The organism is Acinetobacter sp. BIGb0196, assembly GCF_011759595.1.
In the GTDB taxonomy this organism is placed as follows: Bacteria; Pseudomonadota; Gammaproteobacteria; order Pseudomonadales; family Moraxellaceae; genus Acinetobacter; species Acinetobacter guillouiae.
This window is the reverse complement of sequence record NZ_JAAOZA010000001.1, coordinates 2,087,111-2,101,002: the sequence shown is the minus strand read 5'-3', so window position 1 is coordinate 2,101,002 and position 13,892 is coordinate 2,087,111. Positions and strand designations below refer to the sequence as shown.

Here is a 13,892-nt window from a genome sequence, read left to right as displayed (position 1 = left end):
AACTCTTATATTAGATGCTTATACCGAACTGTTGGCACATTGCGCTTAAACCGCCAGCATAACCTTGTCCTACAGCTCTAAACTTCCACTCACCATTGTGGCGATATAATTCACCAAAAATCATGGCAGTTTCTGTTGAATAATCTTCATTCAAATCGAAACGAACAATTTCAGTATTGCTTTGATCATTTACCACGCGAATAAACGCATTTTGAACTTGACCAAAATTTTGACCGCGACTTTCACCTTCATGAATGGTGACTGTAATTGCAATTTTTTGAACATCTGCAGGTACTTGTGCGAGATTAATGCGAACTGCTTCATCATCACCATCACCCGCACCTGTACGGTTATCACCTGTATGTTCAACAGAACCTTCAGGTGAACGTGTTTGGTTATAGAAAATGAAATCGTGTTCACCACGAACTTTACCATTTTCGCTCAATAAAAATGCCGAAGCATCTAAGTCAAAATCTGTTCCGTCGGTTGCACGCGCATCCCAACCTAAGCCGACCAAAACTTGGTTTAAACTTGGGTCAGTTTTGCTTAAAGATAAGTTGCCACCTTTGTTTAATGAAATTGCCATTTATATTTCCTCTACTTTATTGCAGTGTGCATTCATTGTTTAAATACATGCAGTCAATTAATTTTTAGAACCCTGTGTCCATCGGAACCCAAAACCATAATGTTCATCTAAATATTTTTGATCTTTAAAATAACGAACTTCTCGGTTGGCTTGTATAGTGCCATTGTTATTCTTTAATTCTACAATAGAACATGTTGTCAATTGATTACCATCCGTCAAATGAACTTCAATTTCAGGTTGGTCTGGGATCTTAATGGTGACCACACCATCTGTTGCAGCCCATTGCGCAGCACCCTGATAAATATAAGCATAAATCACAATGCGTTCAATTTGATCCCATTGATTACCATTGATATGTAGATTTTCACCTTGTACAGATGAACCTGTACGATCATCGCCATCAAGCTGAATAAAAGGTTTGACCTCAAAACGGCCAAAACGATTACCCAGCGGTTGTACTAAATCAATTTCACCATTTTTAAGTTGCACCATCGCGCCAAGGTCTAGATCTATTGCACTTGAACCCGATAGTTTCTGAAAAAATGATTGGGATTTGGGCTGGCTTTTATTCCAGTTTAAATTGACTGAAATTTTTCCAAAACCATTGCCTTTCTTGGTTAAATTGATGGTTGAATTGTTTTTATCCAGTCGAATTTTAGAAAGATTAATATTTGAATTTGTAGGTGTAGGTGTAGGTGTAGGTGTAGGTGTAGTATTTTTCACTTCATCGGCAATCACAACACCAAAGTTTTCTGCCAACGGCTTTAATCCACCATTAAATCCTTGACCAACAAAGCGAAATTTCCATTGGCTGTTATGTAAATAAATCTCTGCAAGGATTAAGGCTTTTTCAGTTCTATTCCGAGTATCCAAATGTGCAGTCGCAATACGCTGTTGCGCTGCATAAAGCTCAATATCAATCGGAACAATATTTCCAATGGTGTTTGGTTCATTGATCGTGACACAAATAGCGATTTTTTGAATTTGTGCATCTAAAAGTGCAGTATTGATTTTTAATTTGGTGAGATTTTGGTTCTTAGATGATGATTCTAGCAAAACCACACTTTGATTGGGGGTTTGACGTTGTCCATAAAAAATCATGTCCTGATCACCACGCACTTTAAGCGTGCCTTGGGCCAGTAAATATGCTGTAACATCTAATTCAATGTCAGATGAAAAACCTGTTTTTATACAAATTTCAATATCCTGAGCAGGTATTTGAATATTTCCACCAGCAACCAGCTGCATAAATCCTCCACTTTATAGGTATATTATCGCTTTTTGATAAAATGAATTTAAAATCATGCGTTATTCAAATGAAGTTTTTAAATTAACTTTCTTTATAAAAAACAAATAAAAATAGATATGCTATGTTTTACCATAAAAATTCCTAATCTCAAGTGTTTCAGTGTTTTTTTTCTTTATGTTTCATTACTTTTACAAAATATTAAAATTAAATATTGTATCACTATGGGGAATTGTTATATTTTCCAGCGCATCAGATAGTCGCTTTAAAAACTTCGTTATTCTTTATAAAAATTTGAGATTAAATTACCCGTGCTACAGCAATATAAAATTTGGATCGCCGAGTGTTATTCCTGTCAAAATGATATGATTCAATTACTGAAAAGTTCGAGTATATCAAAACAACTGACTATATTTTGTTCTCACAGCCGTAACCGTCCCGAACTTGCCTTAAGTGCTGATGTTTATCTTCAGCAACCTGCTATTTCAAAGAGCGCTGAATGGTTATTAGAACAATGTATTGAACATAATATTCAACTGCTCTTCTGTGGAAAACACAGCCAACATATTGAGCCGTTTAGAGCTCAATTTGAACAACATGCTATTCAGTTGATTACTGGTACACTCAGCTCAGAACAGCATGAGTTGATGAACAATAAATACCAATTTACCTTACATTGTGAAGCTCAAAATTTATCTGTCATTCCAGCGTTATTAGCCAATTCCACAGAAACGCTGAAGACATCCATTGAAACATTACAGCTACAACATAGTGAGATCTGCGCTAAGCCTGTTTATGGGGTTTATGGTGCCGGCTTTGTCCGCTTACAGAATCATGTGTCGTACTTTAAAAACTTTAGCTCACCGACCAAATGTAATACTCAGCAATTTATAGAGGCATATAGTCAGCAGGAAGAGCCTGTTGAATATCTGATTATGCCTTATTTGGCTGGGCAAGAATGTTCAGTTGATATTGCTTGTAGTCAAGGAAAGATCATTGCTCAAGTAACCAGAATTAAACATGTTTATTTTCAAGAGTGTTTTTTGCAACATCCTTGTCATCAAATTTGTATAGATTTAGTCGATTATTTTCAATGTGATGGACTAATTAATATCCAATTTAAACAAGATGAAAGCTTGCAATGGCATATTCTTGAGATCAATCCACGCCCTGCTGGTGGTTTTGCTTATACACAACATACTGGAGTCAATTTGATTGCTGAACTGATTGCTGAAAAATTAAATTTGAATTTAGTTCGAGCACCACTCCAATCGCCTGTAAAAGCTTTACCGATTGCCCATAGTATAAAATTGGATTTGTAAGATAGATGAAGCATATAGATTTAAGTCGTGGGCGAATCAGTGTTCAAGTTAACCAACAACATAGCCATTGGGCTTTAGATGATTTATTAGATTTTGCAGAAAGAATTAATCCTAAAAGAGCATTTTTATTTGTTTCCAAAGTATTGGGGAAACATATCCCTGTCGCACCCTCTGTCATGCAGCGCAGTTATAGCGATTTAGCCAGTTTAGTACCTACAGATTTGGCTGGGCCAATCTGTGTCATTGGTATGGCCGAAACAGCAGTCGGTTTAGGTGCTGGGGTTTATCGTGAATTAAAAAAACAACATGGCAAAAATGCGATTTTCTTAACCACAACACGACACCCTGTATCGACTTTACCCACGTTGGGGCTTTTTCTAGAAGAACATAGCCATGCTCAGGATCAGTTTATTCTAAGCAGCCATGATTTAGCCAAACATCAGCAAGTGATTAATTCAAAAACTTTGATTTTAGTTGATGATGAAATTTCGACTGGAAAAACCTTTAAAAACCTGATCAACAGCTTAACAAATTCTGGTTTGCAGCAAGTTGAACGCGTGATCTTGGTCACGTTGGTGAACTGGGCTGAGCACAGTCTTGCAACGGATGAACTTGATATCCCTGTGGAAGTGGTTTCATTATTGCAAGGGAATTGGCAGTGGCAAGCGAATCAGCACAATATTCAGATTAATATGCCCAATGTCAGCTCCACTGAGCAACAGGCACAGAAAATTATTGCACCAAATAATTGGGGACGTGAGCCAGGTTATTTAGAATGTACGCCATGGGAACATATTCACATCAATCATCCAGGCGAAAAAATACTTGTACTGGGTTCAGGTGAGTTTAGTTGGATCCCTTTTCTTATTGCAGAACAGTTGGAACAACAAGGTGCTGAAACTTATTTTAGTTCAACAACACGTTCACCGATCATGCAAGGACATGCGATAAAAAGTATTTGCCAGTTTCATGATAATTATGGGTTAAATATCCAAAACTTTGCTTATAACGTAAAACATCAAGAATTTGATCGGGTGCTTTTGGTGATTGAAACACACCAAGATAGTGTAGACCCAAGCTTGTTTGAACAAATTAAAAATTTGGAAGTGATCAGTTATGAACCCTAAACCTTTAGTTTTTGTCGACTTGGATGACACTTTATTTCAAACTTATCGAAAACAGCAACCAACACCACAACATCAGATGGTGACTACGGATGTTTCAGGACAACCGCTTTCATATATGAGTCCAAAACAGCAGTCTTTTTTGAATTGGTTGCTTGAATCTGCTGAGGTTGTGCCTGTAACTGCTCGCTCAGTTGAAGGCTTTAAACGTGTACAAATCCCTTTTAAATATGGTGCGATTTGTTCCCATGGTGGCACGATTCTGGATCAAAATTTAGCTGTGGATACTGACTGGTTTGATCTTCAAAAACAACATGAAATTCAACTCAATGGCATACTGACTGACTTGCCAGAAGCTTTGCATGACTATGCCAAAGATTTTGGTGCAGTAAGAACTTGGACTTTAGTTGAAAATGAACTGAGTATTTATTCTGTTGCAAAGCAAAAACAAGCTGGTGCGTTATTTTTAGATCGGCTTGTTGAGAAATTACCTAAACCTCTACTGGAACAGTGCTATATCCATATCAATGGCAATAATCTGGCGATTATTCCACATCATGTCAGCAAACAAAGCGCGGTTGAGTTTTATATTCAGAAACATGATCCGCAACGGGAACGTATTATTTTAGGTTGGGGCGATAGTCTATCAGATGCTGGATTCCTCAGCTGTTGCGACTGGTTTGGAATGCCGAAAAGCAGTCAGTTGGATAAGTTTCTCAATACGCATTTAAGCCATGATTTTGACACTAAAGGATATTTAGGTCATGTCTAATTCATTGATCACACCACTCAATCCAATATTGAACGAACTTGGCTTTCACGGTTCATATCGTCCCGAAGATGTTACTTTTTTGATGCAGATTGATGATATTCAACCCACTGCAGTTGAAGAAAAAGAATATCTGATCCAGTCAGGAAAAATGCACTATTCACAAATGATCAGTGCTGAACATCCGCCAACGGATGAACAAATGCAACATTATCAGCATGCCTTTGAACAAGGTGCACAGCGCCTTGCCGAAGAAGTTCAAAAAATTGGCAACAGTTTGATGCAACGTTTTCCCAAGCAAGAGATTGTTTTGGTGAGTTTGGTTCGCGCTGGTGTTCCTTTAGGTGTATTACTCAAGCATTACCTTGAAAAGCATCAGTCTTGTTATCACTATGGTATTAGTATCATTCGTGATCGAGGTGTTGACTTTGCTGCACTGCAAGCAATTATTGAACAACATGGTGCTGAGAATATCGTTTTTGTAGATGGCTGGACAGGTAAAGGCGCGATATGCAAAGAACTCACAAAAAATCTACAAGACATTCCTGAGCTCTTTGATGAAAATTGGCAGATCCCGCGTTTAGTTACCCTATCTGATTTGGGTGGTTATTCTTGGTTAAGTGCCAGCACAGATGATTGGTTGATTCCATTTGGGATATTGGGTTCTGTGATCTCTGGATTGACTTCTCGGACGATTCTAAAAGAAACGATTGAACAGCAAGATGCCCGTAAAAATTGCTATCAGACACAAAAATGGCACAGTTGTTTAATCTATGATCAGCTAAAACCTTATGACCTTTCTGTCAATTTTGTTGAGCAAATACGACTGTTGATTGAACAAAATCCAACTGATAAACAGGTGAGCTGGAACAATCAAATTCGTTTAGCACAACAGCAGCAATCTGCAGAAACGATTGAATGGATTGCAGCACAATATGCGATTCAAAATATTAACCATATAAAACCCAGTATTGCTGAAGCAACCCGTGCAGTTTTAAGACGCGTACCTGAACGAATCTTATTGAAAGATGAATCTAACCCTCATGTACAATTATTATTGCACTTTGCACGTGAGCGAAATATTCCAGTCGATATTCTGGGAACAAAATTAGGTCCTTATCACGCAGCAACATTGATAAAAAAAGTAGAGAAGAAAAAATGAAGCCACTTTTACACGCCATTGAACTTGGCGCGACCATGTATATTCCTGCAACACATGAACAATTGTGGGAAGTTACCCAAGGAATTAAATTTCCTCAGATTAAATCAATTGCGGTATGCCTTGAAGATGCTGTACTTGAATCAGATGTTCAAACGGCGATGGTGAATTTAAAACTTTTATTGCAAAGACGACTGGATGAACCCAGTTTAAAAGCCCCTGCCATTTTTATCCGTCCAAGAAATATGGAAATGGCGAAGCACATTGTAGACTGGGATCTAAATCAAACATTTAATGGTATGATTTTGCCTAAGTTTAATGTATTTAATCTAAAAAATTGGATGAATGTATTACCTGCCAATTTGCAATATATGCCGACACTTGAAACCAAAGAAATCTTTGATGTTGCGCACAATATTGAACTTTACCAAGCTCTTAAATATGACTTTCATAAAACATTATGTTTAAGAATTGGTGGCAATGACCTCTTGTCCTGTTTAAATCTGCGTAGACCCAAAAATACTACGATTTATCAAACACCTGTGGGTATTCTGATTTCACAATTGGCGGGATTATTTATTCCCAATGGCTTTCAGCTGAGTTCACCCGTGTGTGAACATTTTGAAAATACACAGCTATTGATGCAAGAGCTGGAACAAGACATGAATAATGGAATTTATACCAAAACAGCAATTCATCCTGCTCAAATTGGTCATATTCATCATGCCTTACAAGTTCAGCCTGAAGATTTCCATGAAGCTCAATTAATCTTAGCCCACGATGCTAAAAGTGTATTCAAAAGTCATGGTTCAATGATCGAACCTGCCACCCATAAAAATTGGGCTGAAATGATTTTACTCAGATATAAAACTTTTGGTTTGGTCAAATCCTCTTGTTCAACACACGACAAAATATTGGTGGTATAGGCCTTGTTTAGAGGTTGAAGCATCGCATTATGCTTCAACCATTTGTACCACAGCTAAACGACCGCCATCTTGTTTAGAAAATAAAATTTGAACACCATCTTTTAACTCAATTTTACCACCAATCGGGATCTGCGTTTTATTGGCAACATCAGTAAGATCAGGCATATCTTCATTGACCAACCACCACACATCATTATGTAAAACAAAATACCCTTTTCGCTTGGTCTGTTCTGCGGTTAAGCGTTCATTCGGTGCAATCATATTATTGGTATGCCATGCGTAAATAGATTGGCCTGTCCACACCATTAAACGATGATTATCGGGTCTAAAATTACCTTGCTGCCGTGCTGAGTATAAATTGAGAATAGGTAATTTACCTTTAAACGGCGTATGACAAAATGGACACTCAGGTTTAGTGGAATTATCAAAGACATACCACTTTTGACCACAACGGTGATTATGACAAGGCTGAATCAAATCCACTGTTTTAACCAAAGCTGTTTCCCAATCGTTAGCTGAGGGACGCTTGGCAGGATCATGTAACCCCTCGACAAAGCTTTTCATAAATAACTCAGACAAATACGGTCCAGTCACTGTAAAAGGTACTTTTGCAGGATCACCCCACGGTTGCTGACTGACTTTAAGTTGAGTCGGTTTCACCTGATTACTATGATCTGTTGGGTGTTCAATAAACAGCGCTTTTTCACCCATTCCCAGCGTTTCATCCTTTTGCGGATCATTCATATCATGAATTTTTCCACCACGTAACGGATGTCGATAGAGCAAATACATATAAATCAATACCGCCAAAGCATGTTTATCTGTCGCAATACTGGGTAAATAACGATCAGGATTGTCTTTGGATAAATGACTGGTGCGTACCACTTCTGGCGCAATAAAATCAGGAGTACCGACAACGTCCGGTGGGTATTTTCCAGGTACCACCAAACCATCAACGTCGATAACGCTGGCACTCCCAGAAACAGGATCGACCAAAATATTTTTATAAGATAAATCTGAATGGGCCAAACCTGCAGCATGCATACGGCGTACTGCGCGGGAAATTAGAATTCCTATTTTAAGGTAATTTAGCCAAGTACCTTTTTCTTTATCGTCGAGAAATCTGTTTTGGTTGTTTGCACTTGCAAACCATTTCCCTTCTTTTTCTTTGCCTTTGATTTGCAGAAAATCATTATTTTTTGAACCATATTCAAAGAAAAATTGTTTTCTATAGGTTGGGGCGGTAATCCCAAGCAAATTATTATATTCAACTAAACCATCAGGCCAGCAGAAAATATTTTTCCAATAGTCCCCACCAATACCATTAAAAATGCTTTGCCATTTATTGCCTACAATTTCTTTTAAACGATCTTTTTGCTGCTCAAAGGTGGCTTTAGATTCATAAAACTTATTCTTTTCTTTACTGAAAAAGCACACCACATAACTACGATCAGGTGAAAAATATACATCTTTCATTGCACCTGAACCGATAATTTCATCTACAAATTCTATTTCACGTCCATCAACGGTGGTACATTTAATAATTTTTGCTGACATACTTGCCACCTTACATTATATTCTTCAAATACTTAGATATTATTTATACACATATTGTTGAATGCTTATTCCATAATACGGCCATGGTACGATCATCATGATGCCCAGCTGTAAAGAAATGCATCCATTCCAACAATGCCGTATCGGCTGCTTCATTCTGTAGCAACGGATCCAGTTCACGGTATAAATTTTGCCATTTGTCAAAATTGGATAAGCCAGAATCTGTTTCAAATTTTGGATCTGAAATACCATCTGTCATCAACATAATCGCATGGGTATCTTTAAAGCAGCCTATTTTTAAACGGTTTGGAAATTCTGTTGCAATACTCAGATCTAGAAACTTGGTCTGTCCTGCATATTCACCACCATCTGGAACATTCATCAGGCGCACATTGTCCTCGCTATATACTGCGATTGCACCGTCTCCCACTGAGAATGCACTGATAAAGGTTTTATCAGCTAATTTACATACGACCGCAACCAGCAATGTGGTTGAAAAATCTTTAGTATTTACCCCAATCTGCTCTGCTTGTAATTTGATTTGGTTAATAATTGATTTATAAATTTCATAATATACATGATGAAACTGCTCATTTAACTTTTTGGCAACTGCAACAGTTTCAGCATCCTGACTGCCCACTTGCCACTTTTCTAAATCAGCAATCAGGCTTTCAACCGTGTGTGGATTTAAATAGTTTTTAAACTCATTTTCAACAATCTCTACCGCAATTCGAGAGCCTTCTCTTGAGTATTGCGCACTGCCTGCACCATCTGCCACAGTCAAGACCGACCAAGGTGTATTGTCGATTAAGGTAATGGAAAAATCGTCATCTCTAAATAAACCCGCGTGTTCATGTGAACGGCCCCGACGACTTGCAGCGATAATTTTATAGTCCGCGACATCAATCAAGGCTTGATCCGAATGTGGCTTGCTAAATTTTTGCCCAGACTCAGGTTCAATGACTTTCCATAAACTGCGTGGGTCTGCAATGACATTCAACCGACACTGGGCGGAGCGTGTTTCTCCATCAGCAATAAACTGAAAAGAAAATTCGATTGAATCTGCTAGTTGTGGTTCACCATGAATACGTTGTGTGGCTTCATCGAAATAAAAGCTGGTATCTGGAAATTTAAAGCTTTCAGATTTGAATGTTAATTGATTGACATCATGTTGAGAAATCACTGAAATTTGAGATTGATAGTGTTGTCCAACTCGGGCATTTTCAACCTGAAATTTAATGTCTTCATATTTACTTCGTCTAAACACAGATTCGATCTCTAATCTATTCTTCTCAGTTTCAGAAGATATTATTTCAGGGGTTGAGTTTATATTTTCAGAATCAATTGTCGGCTTGTTTTCTAAATTGGCTTCAGTTGCAAAGGCTGATGCTTGCTCGACTTGATCTGCAACAACTTGCTGTTCAACTTGTAGGATCGGTGCCAGTTGCAATGTTGTGTGAAGATCTAAAGTGACATTTTGCGTTTCGGAAATTGCTCCAACTGAGTTGGTGTTTTCAGATGATGTATGGAGTTGATCCACATTGACTAAAGGCTCAACACAATTTTGTTGAATATTTTCATCAAGCTTGACTTGTTCATCAACTCTAGCGTGTTGATTGGTTTCTGTTTGCTGATTAAGACCGACTGGCTCCTGAACATTCTTTTGTACAGTAGCTTGAGTTGTATTCGAGCTTATAGTTTCATGCTGAGACTGTGCAACAGATGCGTTATCCAATAAATCAGCTTCATGAATATTGCTCAAACGCGGTGCAGCTATCTTCACTTTTTCCAATTCATTGATGAGTTTTGAAAGTTGTTTGAGATTTTGCGGATCACTTAATAGAAATTGTGAAAATGTCTCACTGAAATCAGCGGAATTATGTTCCAAAATCTGCTTTAATTTGCATACATCACTGTCCATTTTACCCTCTACCCATTTTTCTGTTCTATTCGCTTGGTCACTCACCAATCACGATGCACTTAAGCGTTAAGCGATATAGATTTTTAATATTGTTCAATGCAGCAATGCTTTAATAATCTATCAACACATCAACCGATAAAGCCTAACCTTGCCCACGGGTTAAATCAAAATCTCCATCACCAGACGAGAAACTGATTTGTCGACGACACCACGGGCAAACCACAGATTCCCGATAGCCGTCATAACACATCAAATTACCGCATCCACATACTGCAAAAGCGGTCTCAGAAAAACAATGTGGACATTCAGGGAAACCATCGAGTTCAGCCGTATTGATCTGCTTATTTGATGCATTATGATCTGACCAAGTAAAATACTCCTCAGATATCGCACTACAGGTATCTAACTTAAAATTATAGATATTGATATTTAAATCAGCTGGACCTTTGTACTGTAAGTTACGTATATATTTGATGATATAAGGTTTATTCATCTTTTGGCAGCGACCCACAAATATCGCACAATGATCATCGGCTTTATTTTTTTGCAGGGATAATGCATCTTTTGCCAAGCGCATATAACGCTCATCAATCGGCAACAGGTCATCTTTTTGTTGATGGCTACCAATACTGATACTTTGTGAGACCACAGAGGCTGTGATCCACTTACACAAACCTTTGACATATTCTTGATTGATTTGATCAATTGAAATGGTATTTTCAGTGATCTTACTTAGCACAGAAAAATCAACATCTGCACCTAGACCGATGGCGACGACTGTTGCTTTATGCGCATATTTGGCATTCCAGCGTTGAATTGCCTGATCATATTCATCGGTTGGGCGTCCATCGGTAAATATATAGACCATTGGCTTCCAGTCGCCTTTGACTTCACTGGTGGTTTTCATCACATAACGATCAATTTCCTGCCCCAAATGATCTAAAGCTTTACCCAAATGTGTCCCACCACCCAAGGGCAAATTAAAATGATTAAAGGCAAATAACTCAGTTAAAGGCACCAATGTTCTGACAATCCCTGCATATGCAATCACTGAAACATATACAGTTTCAAGTGCATAAGGATCTTTTCTTAAACTGCTTAAAATAAATTCCACACCCTCTTGAACTGATTCAAGCGGTTGCCCGACCATTGATTCAGAACAATCAAGAACAAAAAATACCGGTAAACGGCGCATAACTTCACCTACATTATTTTTATCATATTATTCAAATACCTAAATCAAACAGACAAGTACTGATCTGTTTGATTTAACATTTTTATCGTCACGTAATATTCAGTTATAAAACCAGCTGAATTTCGGCGGGTGGTGGTGGTAAAGAAATTGAATCGGATACTCCTGCACTACTGCTACCAGCGACCACACTTGCAGAAACCCACTTAAAGAAGCTGGCAAAACTATTTGAGTCCATGGTGTCTAACACAACCACTTGATCCGTCAGTTGTAGCAAGGATTCAGTTTTCGCTTTTGGCCCCGCAGCACAAGCGACAATCGTGGCAAAGTTAAGCTGTTTAATTGTGGGAACGATTTGCTGATAAGCATAGACATCTGAGGGTGAACCATCTGTCATCAAGAACAATAACGGGCGCCAATCGCCTTTAACATCATTGCTACTTTTCTGTACATTCTGGTGTACTTCCTGTGCCAGTAATTCCAATGCTGCACCCATAAATGTTGCTCCCACATTGGGTACATCTAGATCTGGAATTTGAACTTGATCCAAAGGGGTAAGCGGTAAATAAACTTTTGCTTCAATATCAAAAGTGATCACACTTAAATACACGCTTTCAAGCGCATAAGGATCTTGCCTTAATGCACTGAGCATCGACTGCAAGCCAACATTCACCGAGTGAATTGGCTCACCACGCATAGAGCCAGATGTATCTAATAAAATATATACAGGTAAACGGCGCATTATATTCTCATTTTTTAACTATATTTTTTTAACCATTCCACGAAATTATCCGCGGGTGATGCATTACCGACCGCATTAAATTTCCAACCACTATTTTCTCTGACCAGTTCAGCAAATAATAATGAACGTTGTTGATCATATTGACCGATACCTGATAAATCAAAACGTACCATTTCTTTGCCAGTACCATCGACAGCACGAATAAAGGCATTTTTAACCTGACCAAAATGCTGATTATTTTTTGCACCATTATAAATTTGCACAATAAAAACAATCTTGTGATATTCAGCTGCCAAGCTATTTAATTTGACAATAATTTGCTCATCATCCCCGTCACCAGCACCCGTACGGTTATCTCCAGTCAGCCAGATTTGCCCTGAACGATGCTTTAAATTATTAAAAAAGATAACATCACTATTTTCGAGTGTGGCTTGACCTGCGGCATTCCAGCCCAGATCTTTTACTTTTCCACTGGCATCACATAAAAATGCCACCACATCTAGATCGTGTTCTTCGCTCTTTGCACCAGAAAATAATCCGCCTAAAAAGCCTTTCTTTTGCTCAGTGATATCCCAACCGAGTCCAATCGTCACTAACTCTAAATCATGTTTAGATTTTTCAAGGCTGAGTCCTTGACCTTTCGCCAATGTAATTGCCATGCTAGTTTCCTTTATTTTTATAGAACCACATTTACTTCAGGTGGTGGTGGTGGAAGATCATTTAAGCCTGTGACTTCTTTTTGACCTGCATCTACTTTTTGGCTACCAGTAGAAATACTTGCAGAAACCCATTTAAAGAAGGCTTTAATGGTATTTGAATCTGCGGTTGCAAGTTCTACCACAACCTCTGTAATTTGTTTGAGAATACTGCTATCTGCATTATGTCCCGCTGCACAAGCAATAATCATCCCCGTCTTGGCTTGTTTTAGTTTTGCAAAACCTTTGGTCCAATCATCTGTTGGTGCACCATCTGTCATAATAAAAACTAAGGGTTTCCAGTCACCACGGGTGTCTGGTGTGGTTTTTTGCACTTCCTGATCAATTTTATCTGCCAGTAATCCAAGTGCTTCGCCCAACTGTGTAGTCCCCGTTGCCTGTAATTGAGGGGGTTGAAACATCGCAATTTCAGTTAAGGGAATCAGTTGTTTGGCTTGAGTATCAAAAGTAATAATAGATAAATAGGCTGTTTCAAGCGCATAAGGATCTTGTCTGAGTGAAGAAACCAGTATTTCAACACCATTTTTAACGGCTTCAATCGGTTCACCATGCATCGAACCTGAGGTATCTAATAATAAATATACGGGTAATCTTCTCATTTGTTTATCTCTGTTGAATGTCTCGTTAATTTT

Annotated in this window: 13 protein-coding genes; 5 read left to right on the top strand and 8 right to left on the bottom strand. The window is 38.2% G+C overall.

Going from position 1 to position 13,892, the window contains the following annotated elements; genetic code table 11:
- Nucleotides 1-10: 10 nt before the first annotated feature.
- Both FHR28_RS09555 and FHR28_RS09550 read right to left on the bottom strand, forming a co-directional pair.
- Nucleotides 11-586, bottom strand: coding sequence for a TerD family protein (locus tag FHR28_RS09555; RefSeq protein WP_004720366.1), 576 nt, complete (start codon nt 584-586; stop codon nt 11-13).
- A 57-nt stretch (nt 587-643) separates the two neighbouring features.
- Nucleotides 644-1,834 (bottom strand): TerD family protein, encoded by a 1,191-nt coding sequence (locus FHR28_RS09550; RefSeq protein WP_166782470.1) that lies wholly within the window; start codon nt 1,832-1,834, stop codon nt 644-646.
- 363 nt (nt 1,835-2,197) lie between these two features.
- Between FHR28_RS09550 and FHR28_RS09545 the strand changes: the two genes are divergently transcribed.
- From FHR28_RS09545 to FHR28_RS09525, 5 genes are read left to right on the top strand one after another with little or no spacing between them, the layout of a single operon-like run.
- Nucleotides 2,198-3,154: an ATP-grasp domain-containing protein gene (locus FHR28_RS09545; RefSeq protein ID WP_171527310.1), complete on the top strand. Its 957-nt coding sequence runs from the start codon at nt 2,198-2,200 to the stop codon at nt 3,152-3,154.
- A gap of 5 nt (nt 3,155-3,159) precedes the next feature.
- Nucleotides 3,160-4,281, top strand: coding sequence for a phosphoribosyltransferase domain-containing protein (locus FHR28_RS09540; protein WP_056511222.1), 1,122 nt, complete (start codon nt 3,160-3,162; stop codon nt 4,279-4,281).
- Nucleotides 4,271-5,050, top strand: coding sequence for an HAD family hydrolase (locus FHR28_RS09535; RefSeq protein ID WP_166782468.1), 780 nt, complete (start codon nt 4,271-4,273; stop codon nt 5,048-5,050). The genes FHR28_RS09540 and FHR28_RS09535 overlap by 11 nt, the downstream gene beginning before the upstream one ends.
- Entirely contained in the window at nt 5,043-6,209 is a 1,167-nt protein-coding gene (locus tag FHR28_RS09530) for a cysteine protease StiP family protein (protein ID WP_166782467.1), read from the top strand. Before FHR28_RS09535 ends, FHR28_RS09530 begins: the two co-directional genes overlap by 8 nt.
- Complete coding sequence (locus FHR28_RS09525; RefSeq protein ID WP_056511232.1) at nt 6,206-7,132, top strand: HpcH/HpaI aldolase/citrate lyase family protein; 927 nt, start codon at nt 6,206-6,208, stop codon at nt 7,130-7,132. Before FHR28_RS09530 ends, FHR28_RS09525 begins: the two co-directional genes overlap by 4 nt.
- A 27-nt stretch (nt 7,133-7,159) precedes the next feature.
- On the opposite strand, the gene FHR28_RS09520 is transcribed toward FHR28_RS09525, so the two are convergent.
- The 6 genes from FHR28_RS09520 to FHR28_RS09495 form a co-directional block, all read right to left on the bottom strand.
- Nucleotides 7,160-8,689, bottom strand: coding sequence for a helix-hairpin-helix domain-containing protein (locus FHR28_RS09520; RefSeq protein ID WP_004720359.1), 1,530 nt, complete (start codon nt 8,687-8,689; stop codon nt 7,160-7,162).
- 43 nt (nt 8,690-8,732) lie between these two features.
- The gene (locus tag FHR28_RS09515; protein WP_259190657.1) at nt 8,733-10,655 is read right to left on the bottom strand and encodes a PP2C family serine/threonine-protein phosphatase; all 1,923 of its coding nucleotides are present in this window, start codon (nt 10,653-10,655) and stop codon (nt 8,733-8,735) included.
- A 97-nt stretch (nt 10,656-10,752) separates the two neighbouring features.
- Nucleotides 10,753-11,805 (bottom strand): TerY-C metal binding domain-containing protein, encoded by a 1,053-nt coding sequence (locus FHR28_RS09510; protein ID WP_034613144.1) that lies wholly within the window; start codon nt 11,803-11,805, stop codon nt 10,753-10,755.
- Nucleotides 11,806-11,908: 103 nt separating this feature from the next.
- Nucleotides 11,909-12,544: a vWA domain-containing protein gene (locus FHR28_RS09505; RefSeq protein ID WP_105712596.1), complete on the bottom strand. Its 636-nt coding sequence runs from the start codon at nt 12,542-12,544 to the stop codon at nt 11,909-11,911.
- A 14-nt stretch (nt 12,545-12,558) separates the two neighbouring features.
- Nucleotides 12,559-13,203, bottom strand: coding sequence for a TerD family protein (locus FHR28_RS09500; RefSeq protein WP_096734160.1), 645 nt, complete (start codon nt 13,201-13,203; stop codon nt 12,559-12,561).
- Between the two features lie 17 nt (nt 13,204-13,220).
- Complete coding sequence (locus FHR28_RS09495) at nt 13,221-13,859, bottom strand: vWA domain-containing protein (protein WP_034613146.1); 639 nt, start codon at nt 13,857-13,859, stop codon at nt 13,221-13,223.
- Between the last annotated feature and the right edge of the window lie 33 nt (nt 13,860-13,892).

Coding starts and splice junctions, on each gene's coding strand:
- FHR28_RS09555 (WP_004720366.1), bottom strand. CDS start 586: ATGGCAATTTCATTAAACAAAGGTGGCAACTTATCTTTAAGCAAAACT.
- FHR28_RS09550 (WP_166782470.1), bottom strand. CDS start 1,834: ATGCAGCTGGTTGCTGGTGGAAATATTCAAATACCTGCTCAGGATATT.
- FHR28_RS09545 (WP_171527310.1), top strand. CDS start 2,198: ATGATTCAATTACTGAAAAGTTCGAGTATATCAAAACAACTGACTATA.
- FHR28_RS09540 (WP_056511222.1), top strand. CDS start 3,160: ATGAAGCATATAGATTTAAGTCGTGGGCGAATCAGTGTTCAAGTTAAC.
- FHR28_RS09535 (WP_166782468.1), top strand. CDS start 4,271: ATGAACCCTAAACCTTTAGTTTTTGTCGACTTGGATGACACTTTATTT.
- FHR28_RS09530 (WP_166782467.1), top strand. CDS start 5,043: ATGTCTAATTCATTGATCACACCACTCAATCCAATATTGAACGAACTT.
- FHR28_RS09525 (WP_056511232.1), top strand. CDS start 6,206: ATGAAGCCACTTTTACACGCCATTGAACTTGGCGCGACCATGTATATT.
- FHR28_RS09520 (WP_004720359.1), bottom strand. CDS start 8,689: ATGTCAGCAAAAATTATTAAATGTACCACCGTTGATGGACGTGAAATA.
- FHR28_RS09510 (WP_034613144.1), bottom strand. CDS start 11,805: ATGCGCCGTTTACCGGTATTTTTTGTTCTTGATTGTTCTGAATCAATG.
- FHR28_RS09505 (WP_105712596.1), bottom strand. CDS start 12,544: ATGCGCCGTTTACCTGTATATATTTTATTAGATACATCTGGCTCTATG.
- FHR28_RS09500 (WP_096734160.1), bottom strand. CDS start 13,203: ATGGCAATTACATTGGCGAAAGGTCAAGGACTCAGCCTTGAAAAATCT.
- FHR28_RS09495 (WP_034613146.1), bottom strand. CDS start 13,859: ATGAGAAGATTACCCGTATATTTATTATTAGATACCTCAGGTTCGATG.